The organism is Nonomuraea sp. NPDC049269, assembly GCF_043197155.1.
In the GTDB taxonomy this organism is placed as follows: Bacteria; Actinomycetota; Actinomycetes; order Streptosporangiales; family Streptosporangiaceae; genus Nonomuraea.
Window position 1 is genome coordinate 307,305 of the sequence record NZ_JBICSO010000009.1, and the last position, 18,422, is coordinate 325,726.

Annotated in this window: 16 protein-coding genes; 12 read left to right on the forward strand and 4 right to left on the reverse strand. The window is 70.1% G+C overall.

Annotation, left to right across the window (positions count from 1 at the left end; translation table 11 throughout):
• Window positions 1-4 precede the first annotated feature (4 nt).
• The 5 genes from ACGFNP_RS44610 (at window position 5) to ACGFNP_RS44630 (ending at window position 3,047) form a co-directional block, all read left to right on the forward strand.
• The gene (locus ACGFNP_RS44610; RefSeq protein ID WP_393329059.1) at window positions 5-1,132 is read left to right on the forward strand and encodes a winged helix DNA-binding domain-containing protein; all 1,128 of its coding nucleotides are present in this window, start codon (window positions 5-7) and stop codon (window positions 1,130-1,132) included.
• Between the two features lie 39 nt (window positions 1,133-1,171).
• Window positions 1,172-1,402, forward strand: a complete 231-nt coding sequence (locus ACGFNP_RS44615; RefSeq protein ID WP_358024478.1) for a hypothetical protein — start codon at window positions 1,172-1,174, stop codon at window positions 1,400-1,402.
• Window positions 1,403-1,404: 2 nt separating this feature from the next.
• Window positions 1,405-1,887 (forward strand): Clp protease N-terminal domain-containing protein, encoded by a 483-nt coding sequence (locus ACGFNP_RS44620; protein ID WP_358324075.1) that lies wholly within the window; start codon window positions 1,405-1,407, stop codon window positions 1,885-1,887.
• A 57-nt stretch (window positions 1,888-1,944) separates the two neighbouring features.
• A complete protein-coding gene (locus ACGFNP_RS44625; RefSeq protein ID WP_393329359.1) occupies window positions 1,945-2,145 on the forward strand; it encodes a hypothetical protein in 201 nt (66 codons plus the stop codon).
• An 80-nt stretch (window positions 2,146-2,225) separates the two neighbouring features.
• The gene (locus tag ACGFNP_RS44630) at window positions 2,226-3,047 is read left to right on the forward strand and encodes a hypothetical protein (protein WP_393329061.1); all 822 of its coding nucleotides are present in this window, start codon (window positions 2,226-2,228) and stop codon (window positions 3,045-3,047) included.
• Window positions 3,048-3,183: 136 nt separating this feature from the next.
• On the opposite strand, the gene ACGFNP_RS44635 is transcribed toward ACGFNP_RS44630, so the two are convergent.
• On the reverse strand, window positions 3,184-6,123 hold the full coding sequence (locus ACGFNP_RS44635) for an AAA family ATPase (protein WP_393329063.1): 2,940 nt from the start codon (window positions 6,121-6,123) through the stop codon (window positions 3,184-3,186).
• Window positions 6,124-7,085: 962 nt separating this feature from the next.
• Between ACGFNP_RS44635 and ACGFNP_RS44640 the strand changes: the two genes are divergently transcribed.
• From ACGFNP_RS44640 to ACGFNP_RS44655, 4 genes are all read left to right on the forward strand, one after another.
• Window positions 7,086-7,670 (forward strand): RDD family protein, encoded by a 585-nt coding sequence (locus ACGFNP_RS44640; protein WP_358324087.1) that lies wholly within the window; start codon window positions 7,086-7,088, stop codon window positions 7,668-7,670.
• 229 nt (window positions 7,671-7,899) lie between these two features.
• Window positions 7,900-8,820 (forward strand): ketopantoate reductase family protein, encoded by a 921-nt coding sequence (locus tag ACGFNP_RS44645; RefSeq protein WP_393329065.1) that lies wholly within the window; start codon window positions 7,900-7,902, stop codon window positions 8,818-8,820.
• Window positions 8,817-9,164 (forward strand): metalloregulator ArsR/SmtB family transcription factor, encoded by a 348-nt coding sequence (locus ACGFNP_RS44650; RefSeq protein WP_358324091.1) that lies wholly within the window; start codon window positions 8,817-8,819, stop codon window positions 9,162-9,164. The genes ACGFNP_RS44645 and ACGFNP_RS44650 overlap by 4 nt, the downstream gene beginning before the upstream one ends.
• 62 nt (window positions 9,165-9,226) lie before the next feature.
• A complete protein-coding gene (locus ACGFNP_RS44655) occupies window positions 9,227-9,520 on the forward strand; it encodes a hypothetical protein (RefSeq protein WP_393329067.1) in 294 nt (97 codons plus the stop codon).
• On the opposite strand, the gene ACGFNP_RS44660 is transcribed toward ACGFNP_RS44655, so the two are convergent.
• Both ACGFNP_RS44660 and ACGFNP_RS44665 read right to left on the reverse strand, forming a co-directional pair.
• A complete protein-coding gene (locus tag ACGFNP_RS44660; protein ID WP_393329069.1) occupies window positions 9,499-13,272 on the reverse strand; it encodes a hypothetical protein in 3,774 nt (1,257 codons plus the stop codon). The genes ACGFNP_RS44655 and ACGFNP_RS44660 overlap by 22 nt on opposite strands.
• A gap of 176 nt (window positions 13,273-13,448) precedes the next feature.
• Window positions 13,449-13,781 (reverse strand): hypothetical protein, encoded by a 333-nt coding sequence (locus ACGFNP_RS44665; protein WP_393329071.1) that lies wholly within the window; start codon window positions 13,779-13,781, stop codon window positions 13,449-13,451.
• A gap of 252 nt (window positions 13,782-14,033) precedes the next feature.
• Here ACGFNP_RS44665 and ACGFNP_RS44670 point away from each other — a divergent pair, with 252 nt between their 5' ends.
• Window positions 14,034-14,639, forward strand: coding sequence for a PepSY domain-containing protein (locus ACGFNP_RS44670; RefSeq protein ID WP_358324102.1), 606 nt, complete (start codon window positions 14,034-14,036; stop codon window positions 14,637-14,639).
• A 65-nt stretch (window positions 14,640-14,704) separates the two neighbouring features.
• On the opposite strand, the gene add is transcribed toward ACGFNP_RS44670, so the two are convergent.
• Window positions 14,705-15,658: an adenosine deaminase gene (add, locus tag ACGFNP_RS44675; protein WP_393329073.1), complete on the reverse strand. Its 954-nt coding sequence runs from the start codon at window positions 15,656-15,658 to the stop codon at window positions 14,705-14,707.
• Window positions 15,659-15,737: 79 nt separating this feature from the next.
• Here add and ACGFNP_RS44680 point away from each other — a divergent pair, with 79 nt between their 5' ends.
• Entirely contained in the window at window positions 15,738-16,340 is a 603-nt protein-coding gene (locus ACGFNP_RS44680) for a TetR/AcrR family transcriptional regulator (RefSeq protein ID WP_358324108.1), read from the forward strand.
• Between the two features lie 82 nt (window positions 16,341-16,422).
• Window positions 16,423-18,420, forward strand: a complete 1,998-nt coding sequence (locus ACGFNP_RS44685; RefSeq protein WP_393329075.1) for a condensation domain-containing protein — start codon at window positions 16,423-16,425, stop codon at window positions 18,418-18,420.
• The last annotated feature ends 2 nt before the right edge of the window (window positions 18,421-18,422 follow it).

The following is an 18,422-nucleotide window of genomic DNA, read 5'->3' on the forward strand; positions in this document are numbered from 1 at the left end:
TCTCATGATGGAAATGTCGTGGTCCCAGGTCAGCGCCAGGCGTTTGGAGCGGCAGGGCCTGACCGCCCCCGCCAAGGACGCCACCCCGGCGGACGTCGTCGCCGCCATGTGCGGCGCCCATGCTCAGGTGATGTCGGCGGCCGAGCTGTCGGTCGGCCTCCGCCTTGACGGCGTCACCCGTACCGGTGTCCGGGAGGCGCTGTGGGGCGAGCGCAGCCTGGTCAAGACGCACGGCCCGCGCGGCACCGTCCACCTGTTGCCCGCCCGCGACCTGCCGATGTGGATCGGCACCCTGTCGTCGCTGCCGTCCTCGTACGCCGTTCACGCCCAGGGCATCCGCCTGACACCCGCCCAGACCGACCAGGTCGTGGAGGCGATCCGCGAGGTGCTGACCGGAGCCGCCCTGACGATCGACGAGCTGAGCGACGCGGTCGTCGCCGCCACGGGACCGTGGGCGGGAGACCTCGTCATGCCGGCCTTCCAGACGATGTGGCCACGCTGGCGGCAGGCCATGGCGACGGCGGCGCACCGGGGCGCGTTCGTGTTCGGCCCGGCGAGGGGGCGCAAGGTCACCTATACCGCCCCACCGGAGGGTTTCCGCCCGGCTGAGGGGTGCGCCGAGCTGGTGGACGCCTATCTGCGGGCGTACGGTCCCGCCACGTCCGAGCAGTTCGCCAAGTGGATCGGCGCGCCGCTCACGTGGGCGGCCGCGGCCTTCGCGGCGGCCGAGCCGGAGCAGGTGCTGTTCGAGGGCGTCCCGGCCTGGGTGGCGGCCGGTGACACCGAGGTGCCGGACGAGCCGCCGAGGGGCGTACACCTGCTGCCGTACTTCGATGCCTATGTCGTGGCCGGTCGGCCGCGCGAACTGCTGTACCCGGGCGCGGCCGCCGCGCGGGCGCTGAACGGCGGCCAGGCGGGCAACTTCCCGGTGCTGCTCGTGGACGGGCAGGTGGCGGGAGTCTGGCACCAGCGGCGGTCCGGCCGCCGGCTGGCCGTCACGGTGGAGACGCTGCGCGAGCTCACCTCCGCCCAGCTACGCGAACTCGACGAGCAGGTGGCGCTGGCCGGACAGATCCTGGAGGGCGAGCCGCGGCTGACACTCGGCCCGATCACCGTGGGCGGCCACGCCTGACGTTGACCCACGCGGGATTAGTCAACTAAGGTTGCTAGCGTGCCCGCTGCTGAGATCCCCGTTTCCCAAGAACCCGCCGATCGGCTGGCGGCCGTGGCGGCGTTGCGGCGCCTGGCCGATCAACTGGAGGACGACGCCGTCGAGCAGGCGATGCGCGCTGGCTGGAGCTGGCCGCAGGTCGCCGAGGCGCTCGGCGTGACGCGCCAAGCCGTTCACAAGAAGCACGCCAAGCGGCTCATCGCCGCCGGCGTCACGCTGAGGAGACGCTGACGATGGCCGCCATCGACCACTACATCAACACGATTATCGACCAGGCCGGACTCGAAGCCCAGCAGGACGGCTCGGCGAGCGTCGAGGCGCACCATCTCCTGCTGGCGATCGCCGCCGAGCGGGAGACCGGCACCCATCAGACCCTGGCCTCGGTCGGGCTCGATCACCAGGCGATCCGCGACGCGCTGGACAAGGAGTTCGAGCACAGCCTGGCCGCGGCGGGGGTGTCTCTCGCCGCCTTCGACCTGCCGCGGCCGAGCAGTGCCGCCGAACGGCCCACTCAGATGGGCGCCTCGGCCAAGCTCGCGCTCGAACGGGGCTTCGCGTCCGTCTCCCGCAAGAAGGACCTGCGGCCGGCGCACCTGCTGCTGGGGATCGTGCGGGCTCAGGTCGGCACCGTACCGCGCGCGCTGGGCCTGGCCGGCGTCGACCAGGCCGAGCTGATGGTACGCGTCCTGGACACGCTCCCGGACGACGACAAGTGATGCGCGCCCCGAGGACACAGCTACGATCCACTTCGGCATCCGGTCAGTTCACTGACTCTGGGCCCGTCCGGGTGGACGCAGATCGCCAACTTCGTCATCACCGGCCTGCTGATGCTTGTTTTCTCGCTTGGCCAGCGCCGGCTCTGCACGCCGCTGGCCGACGTTCGACCTGGGCGCCGCGTGCTTCGTCGTCGCCCTGCGCTTCGCCGTCGGCTGGGGGTGGCTGACGCTCCTCGCGATCCATCTGCGCGCCCTTGACAGCGTGGACGTGATCATCCCGTGACGCCTCGACGGCAGGATTCCCTGTCGCACCCATCGGTTTTCAACGGGAGGATCTCGTGAAGCGTCTCGCAGTCGCCACCGCCTTGGCAGCAACCGCCGTCTTATCCACCGGAGGCGGCCACGCCCAGGCCGCCACCGCCCCTGACCCGGTCAAGAGCATGAAGAAGCAGTTCGTGGCCGGGCGTGGCGTACTGGTCTCCGAGACGACCAGGAGCACCATCAGCGGAACCAAAGGCGCCGCCGTGGCCAGAACCACCGGCACGATCGGCTTCGTCAAGTCCGGGACGGCGAACCACGACCTCACCACGAGGTGGAAGCCCCAGCCCGGCATGACCTTGCCGGTGAACACGGCTCCCACCCGAGCGATCAAGGTGGGCCGCTTCACGTACGTGTCCGGCTTCGGATGGGGGGAGATGCCGGCCGGGGCCAAGTGGATCCGTTTCGGCAAGGACAACAGCTCGTGGGGCAGCGTGGGTCAGCGGGGCGATCAGCTCGTCGACGTCTTCAACCCGGCCGTACTCAAGAACGCGCTGGCCAAGGCCACCATCGCGAAACCGGGTGAATACCGGGGCACCCTGACCGCCAAGGATCTGTACGGCGAATCCGGCGTCTACGAGGTGGACAAGGTCTCTTTCCGGCTCTTCGTCAACCGGGACCAGTTGCCAGTCCGCCTCATCACTGAGCATCGCGAGAAGGACACCCTCATCCCCAACGAGGACCACAAGCTGGTCAGGCGCACCGTGCACTCCCTCGTGGACACCCGCTACACCGGCTGGGGCACGAAGGTGAAGATCGTGGCGCCACCGGCGCACGAAGCCGTCGACTTCGATGACCTGCCAGGGCCGTTGGCCCCGGAGCCGTGGATCGGCAATCCGTAACCCGTCTGGCTCACGGCACGGCCCGCGCGATCCAGCTGCGCGCGGCGCCCGCCCGTAACCAAGGTGATGGATCACGAAATACACCCACGCATGCGTACGACTGGAGCCTCCCGGCTGCGATGAGCCGCGGGCGAGGTCACCTGTCCGTGACGTCGGACATGCGCAGGAGGACGGCCCCGAGAGCGGCTCGAGAGGAGACCTCCAGCTTGCGGTAGATCCTCGCAAGATGAGCCTCCACCGTCCTGGTGCTCAGGTAGAGCTGGTCCGCGATCTCACGAGAACGCTTCCCCTCGGCCGCGAGCTCCGCGATCTCCCGTTCCCGTTCGGTGAGCAGGCCCAGCAGGCGTGACCGGGCGACGACCACTCCTGGGCCGGGCACGGCGGCCGCCATCTCGCCCCGCACGCGTAGCGCCTCCTCGCGCACCCTGACCGCCCCGCAACTCCTGGACCCGGACACGGCGGAGTTCAGCCAGCTCAGCGCCACTTCCTGGCCCATGGCCACCGCGGCTGAGGGGGCTCCCGACACCAGCGTCCAGGCGTGCCGCACCGGCATGCCGGCCTGCCGGAAACCGTCCGCCGCATCCTCGAACAGCCTCACCGCCGCGTCGTGTTCGCCATCGGTCTGGTGAAGCACGGCTCTGGCCAGCCACGCGCTCGCCCGCTGGACCGACAGGCCCAGCTGGGCCGCCGCCGTCTCCGCGTCGTCGGCGGAACGGTCGGCGGTGTCGCGGTCTCCACACCGCAGCGCCGCCGTGGAGAGCAGTGCCAGCAGCTCAGCGCGGGACTGCGGCTGGGCCAGCGGCAACCCCGCGCCGCCTCCTTCATCCAGCAGGATCCGGACGCAGCCCCGCGCGTCCCCGCTCATCAGCCGGATCTGGGCGAGCTGCCCCGCCGCCGCACCTCCCCACCAGCCCTGGCCTGGGGACGTGGTGCGGTAGCCCTCCTCAGCGAGCGCGACGATCTCAGCGGTGTCCCGGCGGCTGCGCGCCCACATCAGCGACGTGGCACGCGTCGTCATCGCGAACCCCGCGGCATCGTCAGCGCCTATGGCGCGGGCCACCCGTTCGGCCTCCAGCGCCCACTCCACCGCTCGGTCCAGCCGGCCCGTCCACTGGTCCAGGACCGCCAGCCCGAGAAGGTGGTGCGTCGCGATGTGCCGTTGCGCACCGCCGCTCGTGACTCTCAGCCCCCTGCGCAGGTGCCGGTAGGCATCCCCGAAGCGTTGCAGGTACATCTCCGCACAGCCCACCATGGCGAGCACCTCTGGAATGCGCATGGCCGCCGCGTCGGGTAATCCGTCGACGAGCCTGGCGCACGCCGCGACTTCGGGGATCGCGGTGTCCATCTCGGCGAGGTAGGTGTCACCGAACGCGGCGAGCACCCGCACGCCCAGCTGTGTGAGGTCCCCGCTTTCCGCCGCCGCGCCGGCGACCTCGCGGACCAGCGAGCGCGCCTGACGGTAGGTGTTACGCAGCAGGTGCACCAGCCCGTACTTGAACGTCAGCTCGGCGATGCCGGCGGGAAGCGGATCGGGCAGCGGCCGCGACAGCCCTTCGAGCGCCGCGTGGGCCATGGCCTCCGCCTCCTCGTACCGGCCCAGCAGGCGCTCGGCGTCGGAGCAGGCCGCGTGCGCCGACCGGCGGACGTCAGCGGGCAGATGCGACTGGTCACGCAGCACCTCGTGGGCAAGGGCGCGGGCCTCTTCCAACCGGCCGGCGGCGGTGAGGGCCTGGCAGCACGAGAGCATCAGGGTGGCGCGGTGCGGAGTCAGCCGGTCGCCACGCGGGGAGGAATCCAATACCAGGCGCAGCCAGCGAGCCGCGGTGGCCGGGGTCTCGCCGACGACCTCGGCCGCGCCCTCGGCGAGCACCTGGAGGGCAGGCACGCCGTCAGTGCCCGTCAGATGCTCCGCGTGCCTGGCTCGGGCGGCGGCCGACGCCCCTCTCGCGGAAAGCAGGCCGAGCGCTCTGCGGTGGGCGGGCAGGAGGAACGAAGGGACGGCGCGTTGCCGGACGACGTGCCCGAGCACGCCGTGACGGAAGGCGAACCGCCCGCCAGAAGCGAGCGGACGCACCAGGTCACCGCGGGTGAGCTCAGCGAGCACGTCGAGGGTCCGGTCCAGGCCGAGCCCGGAGACCGCGGCGGCATCCTCAGGGCGGAACGGGTCGCCGAGCACGGCGGCCGCGCCGAGCGTCATGGACGCGTCGGGAGTGAGCTCATCCAGTTCGGCGATCAGCGTCGCCGACTCGCGGAGCAGCGCGTCCCGGTCGGCCCCCGCGCGATCCGGCCAGCTGTCGGGATGCCACCCGGCGGCCGCGAGGATGCGCAGGTTACGGGGGTTGCCGCCGCAGGCCTCGTGCAGGTGCTCGGCGTACCTGCGAGCCTCGAGGTGCTGGTACGAGCGCACGCCGACGGAGCCCTGATCCGAAGTCGGCGCAGCGGGAGCGTCGCCGGCTTTGTGCAGCCGTTCCAGCACGGAGGCCACCGCGTCGGGAACCAGCGGTCCGGGTTCGAGACGGACCACCGTCCTGGTCTGCGCACCATGGTCCAGCGCCTCCAGCAGCAGCGGCCGGGTCTGCCGGGGCCGGTGCGCCACGGCGAGGACGAGTGGGCCTGGCACAGGGGTGCGGACCAGTTGGGCGGCCAGGTCCGCCGAATCCTCGTCGCACCATTGAAGATCGTCCAAGATCAGCACGCCGCCATGATCCGCTGCCCAGTCCGCGAGCAGAGTACGGACAGCACGGCCCACCCGGAAGCGGGGATGCATGGGAGCGCCCGCGGCCCCGGAAGCCCGATCTTCGACCACGGCTTCCATGCTCGGCCGGTCGCCCCAAGCGTCGCGGAACACTTGGTACGGCACGCGGCGGCCGGGTGCCTGCCGGTGGACCCGCGCACCGCGTACGGCATGAGCGCGTAACACCCGAATCCCCGCCCGACCGGCCAGCGCCTCCAGAACGCCCAGCAGGCTCGTCTTGCCTATCCCGGGGTCCCCGGCGATCTCGACCACCGTGCCGCGGCCCGCGGTCAGAGCCCTCACCACGTCCTCGAGCCGCGCGATCTCCGAGTCTCGTCCCACCAGTTGCTCGTGCGATGGCCCTGCGAACACGTATGCCCCTCCCGGCCGCGTCCGTCGAGACCCACAACCGGGGAGTCAAGCCCGGCCTCGACTGCGTCAACCCATGCCGGCGGTCAGCTCCCGGAACCGGAATACATACGCCGACTCGATTCGAGCCCAAGCATAGATTGGGTCAGCGACATTTCCGGATAGACCCAACCGTATCCTTCCTCCCGCAGGCACCCGGCGGCAGGCGATCCTGTGGGGAGCCTGATCACTGCGGGAAGGCACCAGATGGGCAGAACTTCCCCAGCAGCCACGCACCCCACCCGGCATGCCTATCGGCTGGTCACGCCGCCGTCGGCCCCCTGTATCGAGCACGATGTGCCGCATGCTCGGCTCACGATGCTGTCATGATGTCACTTATCACGCGTTGTCAATGAAAATGAACGACACTGCAAAGTGAAGCACCGGTCGAGCCGTCACCACTTTCGCAGAGTTCCCCAATATCAACGCTGATTTCGTCGCTCATTGCCATGGCAGCAGGGCGCCACTTCGGCACCTTGCGACATAGCCGCGCAGGCCGATATCCGAACGACTTCGGCAGGTCGGCCGCACGAGTCGGACGGCAGCCCGTACGGCCGGCCCACGCGTGACACCTACGTATCCGCACTAGGTAGTTTTGCTGATGCATGCGGACTCGGTCCCGTGGAACAGTAGGCGCCCGAAGCCTGGGCGGGAAAGCGTGTGCACGCGGTGGCCGTGAGTGGCGCCGCCCCAGCGTGCCCGCTCGACGGAGGCCGTACCTGCGCCCGTGAGTCCCGGGGCACTCGCCGGCCGGAGTCCACAGATTCCTGAGCGGCGAGGATGCACCCCCATTCGGAGGCGGCGAAAAACGACTCCCTCCGTTGTCGGCTGTGTTCGATCGTCGCAGGCAGCTGCGGCCGCCCATTTACCACACATTCATTCCGAGGTGAAATGACATGACCAACAGCGGCACGTCGCCCTATCACCAGGACGGCCCGGGCCATCACTCGACGCCGGCCGGATCGTCTCCCTATGGAGCGCCGCAGGGATCCGCCCAGCCCCCGGGCGCCCTCCCGCTCGCAGAGTGGTGGCAGCGCCTGGTCGCCCGCGTCATCGACGGGGTCATTCTGGGAATCGTCACCGCCATTCTCAGCATGATCCTGACGCCCATTCTCGTCAGCGGCGACGGCAGCGGCGTCTTCCTGGCCGCTCTGCTGAACGCGGTCCTGGGCGCGGCGATCTATTTCGCTTACGAGTTCTTCATGCTCCGCAGCGGCGGGCAGACGGTCGGGAAGAAGGTGATGGGCCTCCGTGTGGTGTCGGCACCCTCGAACCACGCCGCCGAACCGCTGTCCTCCAACGCCGTCATGACCCGCGCGGGTGTGCTCTGGGGGCCGCTGGCGCTCAGCTTCATCCCCGTCATCGGATTCGTCGCCTACCTCGCCTACCTCGTGAACGTGCTCTGGCAGTTCTGGGACAAGCCGCTGCACCAGTGCCTGCACGACAAGCTGGCCGGCACCGTCGTCGTCAAGGTGAAGTAGCCGGCAAGACCCGGGAGCGAATCCTCCCGATGATGTCGCACGACGCGCCTGTGGCGGGCAACGCCCACAGGCGCGTCGCGACCTGCGCCTGTTCAACGGCGAAGCCTCTCCCTGGCACGCGCCGTGTCGCGGCACTCTCCCGCACACCCCTCCTCTTGTGTGCTTATGGCCGTATCTCGAGATACTCTATCCATCGAAATATTTAAATATTCTCAAGGATGGAGTTCAGGTGAAGGTGCTGGTGGTGGGTGCGGGAGCACTGGGGCAGGTCTTCGGGATGTGGCTGGCGGCCGGCGGCGCCCAGGTCAGCTACCTGGTCAGGCCCGGCAGGGAGCACTGGGCGGACGGGGACGGCGCGCTGCTGTACAAGCTGCGCCGGCCAGGACGGCCCGTCGAGCAGCGACTGACGCCGCAGCAGGTGGTCACCGAGCCGGTGGCCGGAGAGTGGGACATGGTGTGGTTGTGCGTGGACTCCACCGCGCTGCCCGGCGCCTGGACGGGAGACCTGCGCGCCGCGACCGGCGGCGCGACCGTGGTCACCATCAGCCAAGCGCCGCAGGACCACGCGGTCCTCACCCGGACCTGGCCGGCGGAGCAGCTCGTCCAGGTGGTGCCGACCCTTCTCGCCTACCAGGCGCCGTTGCCCGGGCAGACGTGCGAGCCCGGCATCGCCTACTGGGCGCCGCCCGGGGCAGCGCTCGGCGTCTTCGGGTCGGAACCGCGCGCCCGGCAGGTGATCGCCGCGCTCCGGGCGGGCGGCGCGCGCGCCAGACGCACCCGGCGGGCGGGGGCGAGTGACCTCACCGCCGCCCGGATGATGCCTTACATCGCCGCGCTGGAGAACGCGGGCTGGTCGATCGCGGCCACCCGGTACACGCTCGCGGCACACGCGAGCCGGGAGGCCGTCGCGATCGCCGCGGCATCGCACGGAAGGCGGGCCCCGCTCGCGATCCCGGCCTGGGCCGCGTCCTTGGCCCTACGCGCGCTGCCGCTGCTCGTACCCTTCGACCTGCCGCTCTATATTGAGGCGCACTTCACGAAGGTGAGCGCGCAGACGCGCCTGATGCTCGACGACTGGATCGCCGAAGGGGCGGCCCGTGGCCTGCCCGTCACCCACCTCACGGAGCTGCGTGCCGAGGTGACGGCATGACCGGCCATGTCGCCGCGCAGGACGTCCTGGCCCTGTTCGCCACGACCCGGCCGCTGTTCACCGCACTGGGCGACGAACGCAGACAGGAGATCATCGTGTTCCTGCTCGAATCCGGCGCTTCGCGCAGCGTCGGCGACATCGCCGACCACCTGGGCCTGTCCCAGCCCGCCGTGTCGCACCATCTGAAGATCCTGCGTGACGCGGGGCTGCTCACCGTACGCCGCAACGGCGCACAACGCCTGTACGCGCTCAACGCGGCGGACTATCCACGCCTGCTGACCCCGCTGCGTGATCTGACCTCCACGATCATCGCCTGCGCTACGGCCTCCGACCCTCCGGCTTGACCTTGCTCCTGCGCCGGGGTCGCTCTGATCGCCCGACGTGTGGCATGCATGATCATTAAGAGATGGCCATCATGCAGGTTATGTCCATAGATCGTCTTGATAGGCTGATCATGACAACTCTCCTGCGACAGAGAGCAGTGATCATGAGCGACAGCGCCGGACCCGTGGATCACAAGCAGGAAGCGCTCGACACGCTCGCCGCCGCGCGCCGTATCTATGACGGCAGAAGCGATACCCCCAACGCGATGGTCGAGCTCATCGCCGACCAGATCCCCGCGGTCATCCATGCTCTGCTGTACGTCGGTGACCAGATCGCCGCCCAGCGGAGTGAAGGTCAAGGGGATGGTTCGAGGTAGATCTTGCGTTCTTCGGGGGTCAGTTCGCGGATGGTGCGCTTGGCGGCGAGTGCCTGGACCTGGTGCATGGAGCCGCATACCTCGCAGCGCCAGATCCGTACCGTGGCGTCGTCGTAGGTCGAGAGCAGCCGCCACCCGTCCGGGCTGAACTTCACGGAATTGACCGTAGTGCCGGAGCCGCTGAAGACCACGGGCTCGCCCCCCTCGGCCGGCATCCAGATCCGCACGGTGTGGTCATTGCCACTGCTGATGACCTGCCGCCCGTCCGGGCTGAAGCCGACGCTCCACACCACGCCCTGATGGCCGCGCAGGACGATCGGGTCTCCGGTCCCGTCGGTGTTCCAGATGCGGATCGTGCCGTCGTTGCCCCCGCTGACCAGCCGCCGCCCGTCCGGGCTGAAGGCGAGGCACCACACCAGGCCTTGGTGGCCGCGCAGCATGACAGGTTGACCGGTCCCGTCGGCGTTCTGGATCAGGATCGTGCCGTCCACGCCCGCGCTCGCCACTCGCCGCCCGTCGGGGCTGAACCCGACATACCGGACCTGGCTCTGAGGGCTGTCCATGACAACCGGCGCTCCGGTCCCGTCAGTGTGCCAGACCCGTACAGTGCCGTCGTCACCTCCGCTGACCACCCGCGTGCCGTCCGGGCTGAAGGCGGCGTTCCACACATGTCCGCTGTGGCCGCGCAGCACGACAGCCTGGCCGCTCCCGTCGGCGTGCCAGATCCGTACCGTGCTGTCAGCACCTGTGCTCGCCAGTCGCCGCCCGTCCGGGCTGAAGGCGACCCCGAGGACGTCCGCCTTGTGGCCACGCAGCACCAGCGCGTCACCGCTGCCGTCGATGTTCTGGACGCGGATCGTGCCGTCGACACCGGCACTGGCGACGCGTCGCCCGTCCGGGCCGAACGCGGCGTCGTACACGGTCCCCCCGGTATGACCTCGCAGGATCATCGCGTCGCCGGTGTAGGCCACGTCCCACAGCCGCATCGTCCCGTCATCGCTCGCGCTCGCCAGCGTACGCCCGTCCGGGCTGAACGACGCGCTCCACGTCGTACCACGATGGCCGCGCAGAACGAGCGGGTCGATGTTGCTGGCCATGTTCCAGATCCGGACCGTGCCGTCGTTGCCCACGCTGGCGATCCTCCGGCTGTCGCGACTGACCGCCGTACCCTCCACCGTGCCGTCGTGCCCGCGCAGCACTGCTGGTGCGTTCTGTCCGGTCACGTCCCACACCCGCACGGTGCCATCGGTACTGCCGCTGACCAGGTTCCGCCCGTCCGGGCTGTACTGCAGTCCTTCGACGGAATTCTCGTGGCCGCGCAGCACGACCGTTTTCGCCTTACCGGCCGGGTCCCAGATCCGGACGGTGCCGTCGCCGCCGCTGCTGGCAAGTCTCCGCCCGTCCGGGCTGAACACGACCTGCAGAGCCCGCCCATCGTGGCCGCGCAGCACCTTGGGAGCATCGCCTCCCGCGGACGAACCGCCGGTCCACCTGCCGCCATCCGGTGCTTTCCAGATCCGCACCGTGCCGTCGTCCCCGGCACTTGCCAGACGTTGCCCGTCGGGGTTGAACGAGACACCCCACACCGGACCACGGTGGCCGCGCAGCACCAGCGGATCGCCGCCGCCGGCCCAGTCGGACACGCTGACCGTTCCGTCGATGCCGCCGGTCGCCAGGTAGCGTCCGTCCGGGCTGAACACGGGGTTCCACGCCTCACCGGCATGGCCGTGCAGCACCACCGGATCGCCGGTGGGCAGCCCTTGCGCGGACACCCGCCAGACCCGTACGGTGCCGTCCCCGCTGCCGGCGGCCAGCTGTCGCCCGTCCGGGCTGAATGCGACGCCGCAGACCTTGCCCGCGGCGATGGGAACGATGAGCCGGATCCGCGAGTCGACGGTGGCCTGCCGGAGTACGGCCGTGGCCTCCTCCGTCGGGCTGACCGCGTATGCCCGCCGGGCGAGCAGCAGCCCGAGCTGCGGGTCCAGCTGGAGCTGGCCACGCGCGTCCGCCGCCAACTGGCGAGAGTACGCGAGATCTCGCTCCTCCTCCGCCCGGTCCGCGTTCACCAGCGCCATCACGGCCAGCACTCCGACCACGGTCGCCACCACCACCAGGCTGATCAGAGCCGCGCGCACACGACGGCCCGCCGCCGCCCGCTCCCGGCGCGCGCGTGCCCGGCCGGCCGCCAGGAACGCGTGTTCCAGGTCGTTGAGCCGGTCGAGCGCGCGGTCCTCCCAGGCCGCCAGTCGCGTTCCCCGGTACAGCAGCTCATCCTCGCGCCCGTGCTGCTCCCACTCGGTGGCGGCGTCGGTGAGCCGCCGCTGGAGCCGGACGAGTTCCCGGTCTTCGGCGAGCCAGCCCCGCAGCCTCGGCCAGGAACGGATCACCGCCTCGTGAGCCACCTGGACGCTGTCCTCGTCGACGGTGAGCAGCCGCGCCGCCGTCAGCCGGGACAGGACGGCCTCCATCGCCGCCCCGTCCGGCCCCGCCAGCAGCTCCGCCGGCGGGACGCGCCTGCGCGTGTCCTCGGTTCCCTGCCCCAGCGCCGTCAGGCGGAGGAACGCGTTCCTGGCCAGACCTCGCTCACCTGCGTCGAGCCCGTCGTAGATCTGCTCGGCGGTCTGCGCGATGGCGCCCTGGATACCTCCTGCTTCCCGGTACCCCGCGAGCGTCAACGTGCCGCCTTTGCGGCGCTTCCACGTCTCCAGCAGGGCGTGGGAGATCAGTGGCAGCGCGCCGGGCTCACCTCTCGCGTCGCTGAGGATGGTCTCGACGAGCGCCCGCTCGACCTTGAGCTCTGCCCGGAGCGCCGGGCCGATGATCACTTGTCGGAGGTCGTCGTCCTCCATAGGACCGATCAGCAGGTGCCGATCGCGCAGCATGGCCACCAGCGGTGGGTGTTCGGCGCACCGGGCGTAGAAGTCCGCGCGGATTCCCAGTACGACGCGGGCTCGATCGTTGGTCTCCTCCGCCGCGGCGATCAGCGAGTCCAGGAAGAGGGATCTCTCCCTCTGGTCGTCGCAGAGGCTGAAGACCTCCTCGAACTGGTCGACGACGATCACGATGCGCGCGCTCTTCGGCCTGCCCGCCAGGATCTGACCGATCGCCAGCCGGACGTTCGAAGGGGTGGCCACCAGGTCGGCGTACAGGGAGGGGGCGGAGATTCCGCTGAGGTTGGCCAGGCCCACCGCGAGTTCGTCCAAGGGGTGCGCGCCTGGCGTGAGAAGGAGCGTCGGCCGGTCCCGGCCTTCCGAGGCGGCGCTGTTCCTCAACGCCGGAAGCAGGCCGGCTCGAAGCAGGGAGGACTTGCCGCTTCCTGAGGCGCCGAACACCGCGAGCAGGGATGTGTCGCGTAATCGCGCGGAGAGTTCGTTCACCAGCTCGCGCCGGCCGAAGAACCGGTCCGCGTCGTCAGGATCGAAGGTGACCAGGCCGAGGTAGGGCGCGTTCTGGTCCATCTGGGCCTCCGCGCCGGCGTCGGCGGCGGCCAGCTCCGCGGCGACCTCTCGCCAGAGTTTCTCCCAGGTCTCGGTGTCGCCGCCGCAGGCCTCGACATAGGCCAAGGTGACCGCCAGCGTGGGAAAGATCCCCCCACCTGCCGCCTCGGACAGTGCGGTCACCGAGTAGTGCGCGCGCCTGGACAATTCGCGGTAGCTGAGCCGAGGGGCCCCGGCGCGTAACTGCCTCAGCTCATGCGCGAACCGCTGTAACGGGCCCGCGTCAGGGTCGAGCGGCCGTTCCGGTCGTCCCATGAACCCGCCCCCATGGCCGTACGATCGCCGGTTGTCGAACTGCGAAGATCGCCGCTTGACAACCGGAATCGACTATAGCCATCGGGAGTTGATTACGCGATAAACCGCCCGTCCCGGCCCCCGAAGGAAGACGGGCGGCTCCAACGCGACTTACGCCCGGTAATGCCGGTCCGGCCTTACCGGTCGTAATGCAGGTCGGTCTTGCCGTTGCTTGGGTTGTAGGTGCAGTAGTAGTCGATGCCGGTTTGCGAGTGCAGGTAGGACGCTCTTGAAAGGCAGTCGTAGCAGCTTTCGTAGTTCGGGGGCACCCACACGCTGTTCGGATTGGCCTCTGTCCTGAGGTGGCATCGGTTTGGGGCGAGGATCGTGGAGGTCTTGCTGCTCGACGAGGTGCTCGCGGTCGAAGCGTACGACAAGCCGGGTACGGAGGCGATGACAGCCGTTGCGAACATGACTGCCGACGCAAGGCCCAGACCGCCCACGAGCTTCCTGCGGGACTGTCGTTCCATGTCGATTCCCTTCGTCGGGTGACTCGGTAAGCCGTATCCCCTGGTCTAGCCGTCCCGCAGTTGTCCAGCACGCGTACGGCGTGCTGGACAAACAACTCTTCGGGAGGTGAAACGCATTCCTTTGACATACGTCCGCGTTAATGCGGGTTTAGGCGCTGTTTCCCGAATCCCGCTTCTGCCGTTCTGTGTCCTGGCAGGTGTCGCTCATGTCGTTCGCACCGTTCGACCTGCGGAAATGATAAGTGTCGCCACATGAACAAAAAGATCATCGGGGGCGGTCTGGCGGGTGCGGCGCTGCTCGCGGCGGCCGCCTGCGGGGCCGACGCCCGTCAGATGTCCGAGCAGGGCGCCGATACTCCCACGCCGTACGTCGCCGCCACCGCGTCCCCGTACGACGCGGAGGCCGGCTCGCAGAAGCACTCGGGGGTGAAGAAGCTGGAGGAGGTGGCGCAGGCCGCGTTGAAGGCCGTGCCCGGTTCGACGCTCGTCTCGATGGAGGCCGAGGAGAACGGCGGCCTCTGGGAGGTGCGGGTGGTCGACGCCAAAGGCACCGAACACCAGATGGACATCGGGGCCGGCACCGCGAAGGTCGTCAGCGGCCCGTCGGCGGAGGATGACGACTCCGCCGACAAGACCGAGTACCTCGACCGGATCAAGGCCGCCAAGCTCGACTACCAGCAGGCCGCTGGCAAGATCGCCACGGCCGTGCCGGGCGGCCGCATCACCGAACTGAACCTGGACAGCCACCAGGACAAGATCGTCTGGGAGGTGGACGTGGTCACTTCCGACGGGAAGAAGCAGAACATGACCGTTGACGCGATCGACGGCACGGTCACCAAGGACAGAGAAGGGGACTGATCGGGGACCGCGAGCGCTGACCGCACCCCCGACGGTCAGCGCACCGCCACATTTCGTGAAACAAGTTAGCGATCCGTGTCCGCCAACCAGGCGTCCACCCCTGCCCGCAACCGCGCCTTGAGCTCCTCCGCGGCGAACGACGCGTCGATCGAGGCCCGGGCGAACCCGGCCAGCTCCGCGTCGTCGTACCCGAAGACCTCCCGCGCCCGCGTGTACTCCTCCGCGAGGTCGGTCTCGCCGTCGGTGTTGAGCGTGACCACCAGCCCCGCCTCGCGCAGCCGCCGCAGCGGATGCTCGGCCAGGCTGGGCACGACACCGAGCAGGACGTTCGACGTCGGGCAGACCTCCAGCGGAACCCCGCGCTCACCCAGCTCGGCAACCAGCGCGTCGTCCTCCAGAACGCGGACGCCGTGCCCGATCCGCTCGGCGTGCCCGGCCACGAGCACCTCCCGGATACTCTCCGGCCCGCCGAACTCCCCCGCATGGTGCACCAGACGCACCCCGGCGTCCCTGGCCGCGTCGAGCACCTCCACGAACGGCGCCACCGGGTGGCTCTCGTCACCCGCCAGCCCGATGCCGATGACCGCCTCGTAACGGGTGGCGAGCTTCAGCGTCCGCCAGAACCGTTCGACGGAACGCCGCCGCGAGTGGTCGAGCAGCACCCGGCACTCGATCCCGTAGCGGCGCGACCCCTCGGCCAGCCCGTCGAGCACCGCCTCCAGCGGCATCTCCGGCGCGCCGAGCCGCTCGCCGTGCGAGGCCGCGGTGAACGACACCTCCGCGTAGCGGGTGCCCTGAGCCGCCTCGTCCTCGCAGAACTCCAGCGCCACCCGCCGGAAGTGCTCGGCCGTGCGCAGCCGCTCGCGCGTCAGCGCCCGATGGTCGGCGAACTCGCGGAACGTGGCGAACGGCCCGCCCCGGCCTCCGGGGCCGCCGAACTCGCGCGAGGTCTCGGGCCGGACCGTGCTCTCCAGGTGAACGTGCAGGTGGGCTTTGGGCAGCAGCCGTACGTCTCTCACTGTCAGCAGCCTAGCCAGCGGCCCGTACGGCCCGCATCCCGGTTTTGCCATTGACTGACTGGTCAGTCATAATGATCACATGTCCCCCCGGAAGGTCGACAAGGCCGCGCGACGCAAAGAGATCCTCACCGCGGCGGTGAAGCTGTTCGCCCGCAAGGGGTTCGCCGCCACCCGTATCGACGACATCGCCGCCGAGGTGGGCATCGCCAAGGGCAGCGTCTATCTCTACTACGACAGCAGGGACGCGCTGCTGGAAGCCGCGTTCGAAGCCTACAGAGCCATATCGGCCGACATTTACGACCGGGCGGTCAACGGCTCCGGCCCGGCGCTGGAACGGCTGGCCGGGCTGGTGCACGCCGTGCTCGACGTACTGGCCGCGCGGCGCGAACCGGCCCGGATCATGGTCGACCTGTGGGCGGCGTCCCGGGAGGCGGAGAAGTCGCCGGTGGACATGGCGGCCGTCTACGGCGACATGCGGGCAGCGGTCTCCGAGCTCCTGCGCCAGGCCGACAAGGAAGGCGCGCTGCGCGCGGGCGTGAGCGAGCACCACGCGACCGTCATCGTGGGCGCCCTCGAGGGCTGCCTGCTGCAGTGCCTGGTGGATCCCGGCCTGCCCGCGACGGAGCTGGCCGAGCCGATCATCCAGGTCTGTCTGGAGGGCCTGCGCCGACCGGCCGCTTGACAAGCTCGGAGGGCTGATAGAGCCTCCTTGCAGAGATCTCCGGTTCACCAGCCACTTCGCCTCTCTTACGGGTGATGAGACGATGCCGGAAGAGCACGAGCCGATGCCGTCGCCTGCGCAGCAGCGGTTGTGGTTTCTCCAGCAGCTCGCGCCGGATTCGCCGCAGTACAACGTCTTCCGGGGCTACGAGCTGCGCGGACGGTTGGACGTGGCGGCGCTGCGCCGGGCCCTCGGCGCGCTGGCCGACCGGCACGTCGCGTTACGCATGAGGTTCCCCGCCGACGGCGGGGTCGCCCGCGCGACGGTGAGCGGCTGCCCTTTCGAGGTCGAGCTGCCCATCACCGATCTCGCGGGAGAGTCCGGCTGGGAGTCCGCGGCGACGGAGTTCGCCCGGCTGTGGTCGTCGCAGCCGTTCGACCTCGCGCGGGACGACCTGATCCGGGCCCACCTGCTGCGCGTCACGCCCGAGCTGCACGTACTCCTGCTGTGCGTCCATCACATCGTGATCGACGGCTGGTCGGTGCCGATCCTCGACGAGGAGCTCGGCCGGCTCTATGAGGGCCGCCCCCTCGTGGAGCAGTCGGCCGACTATCTCGACTACGCCAGGTGGCAGTGGGAGCTGGCCGGCTCCCCCTCGGCCGAGCGGGTGCTCGCGTACTGGCGGCGACGGCTGGCGGGTGCGCCCGAACTCGTCACGCTGCCCGCCGACCGGCAGCGCCCGAGGATCCAGGACTTCCGCGGCGGGCAGCTGGTCAGGCCCATGCCGGTGGAGGTGATCGCCACGCTGAGGTCCTTCGCCGCGGCGCACCGTGTCACGCCGTACACCGTCGCCTACGCCGCCTTCGCCGTGCTGCTCGCCCGTTACGCCCGCACGGACGATCTGGTGATCGGCGTGGTGGTGGCGGGCCGTTCGCGGCCGGAGTTCGCCGGGACGGTGGGCTTCTTCGTCGGTACGCTGCCGGTCCGCATGGACCTGTCCGGCGATCCGAGCTTCGCCGCGGTGCTCGGCGCGGCCCGCGAGGAGCTGTTCGACGCCTACGACAACGACCTGCTGCCCTTCGACGTCCTGGTCGACCAGCTGGCCCTGCGGCGGGACCCCTCCTACACCCCGCTGGTCCAGGTGATCTTCCAGATGCTGGTCACGCGGGCGTACGGGAGCGAGACGCGCTGGGGCGACGTCGGCGCCCGGCTCTGGGGCAGGGACGTCACGCAGCCCGCCACCCGCTTCGACCTGGAGGTCCACCTGCTGGACCAGGCCGACGACGACATGGTCATGGAGGTCTGCTTCAACGCCGACCTGTTCGACGAGGAGACGGTCGCGGGGCTGGCCGGCGACTACGTGCGGCTGCTGCGCGCCCTGTGCGGCGACCCCGATCGGCCCGTGTCGGAGGCGTACGCGCTGCTCGGCGGCGGTGAGGCGCGGGTGCGGGTGTCGGTCCGCGACGAGCGGGGGGTCTCGGTGCCGTACGGGGTGCCGGGCGAGGTCTGGCTCGACGGGACGCCCACGCGGCTGCTCGGGCGCGTGCGGGCCGGCGGCACGCTCGACGTGCTGGGCCGTACGGACGCCGAACTCGTGGTCCGCGGCTGCCGGGTGCCGGCCGAGCCGATCGAGCAGGCCCTGCTGGACGACCCGTCGATCGCGGCGGCCGAGGTCTCGGCAGACGACGGCGACGAGCTGACGGCCCGGCTCACCGCCGTGCCCGGCGAGTCCCGCCCGACCCGGGGCGAACTACGCGCCCGGCTCCGCCGCCGCCTGCCGGGCTTCCTGGTGCCCGGCTCCTTCGTCTGGAACGACGAGCCCTCCCCCGAGGCACCGTTCCCGCACGCGCTGGTCCTGACCGCATCGGACCTGCACGACCCCGACCAGCCGGGCCCGAACCGGCCGGCGCCGAGCGCGCCGAGCTCGAACGTGTCGGCCCCTGACCGCCCGGACCCTGACCGGCCAGAGCCGGACCGGCCAGAGCCGGACCAGCCAGAGCCGGATCGCCCGGAGCCGGACCAGCCGGACCGCGACGCGTCGGGTCTGGACGAGCCGATGATCTTCTTCGTGGGCGCCGAGCCGCCGGGAGAGGCTTCGTGAGC

Bases quoted from the DNA above. Each gene is read 5' to 3' on its own strand.
- ACGFNP_RS44610 (WP_393329059.1), top strand. From the start codon at position 5: ATGATGGAAATGTCGTGGTCCCAGGTCAGCGCCAGGCGTTTGGAGCGG.
- ACGFNP_RS44620 (WP_358324075.1), top strand. From the start codon at position 1,405: ATGGCCGCCATCGACCACTACATCAACACGATTATCGACCAGGCCGGA.
- ACGFNP_RS44640 (WP_358324087.1), top strand. From the start codon at position 7,086: ATGACCAACAGCGGCACGTCGCCCTATCACCAGGACGGCCCGGGCCAT.
- ACGFNP_RS44650 (WP_358324091.1), top strand. From the start codon at position 8,817: ATGACCGGCCATGTCGCCGCGCAGGACGTCCTGGCCCTGTTCGCCACG.
- ACGFNP_RS44655 (WP_393329067.1), top strand. From the start codon at position 9,227: ATGGCCATCATGCAGGTTATGTCCATAGATCGTCTTGATAGGCTGATC.
- ACGFNP_RS44660 (WP_393329069.1), bottom strand. From the start codon at position 13,272: ATGGGACGACCGGAACGGCCGCTCGACCCTGACGCGGGCCCGTTACAG.
- ACGFNP_RS44665 (WP_393329071.1), bottom strand. From the start codon at position 13,781: ATGGAACGACAGTCCCGCAGGAAGCTCGTGGGCGGTCTGGGCCTTGCG.
- ACGFNP_RS44670 (WP_358324102.1), top strand. From the start codon at position 14,034: ATGAACAAAAAGATCATCGGGGGCGGTCTGGCGGGTGCGGCGCTGCTC.
- ACGFNP_RS44680 (WP_358324108.1), top strand. From the start codon at position 15,738: ATGTCCCCCCGGAAGGTCGACAAGGCCGCGCGACGCAAAGAGATCCTC.
- ACGFNP_RS44685 (WP_393329075.1), top strand. From the start codon at position 16,423: ATGCCGGAAGAGCACGAGCCGATGCCGTCGCCTGCGCAGCAGCGGTTG.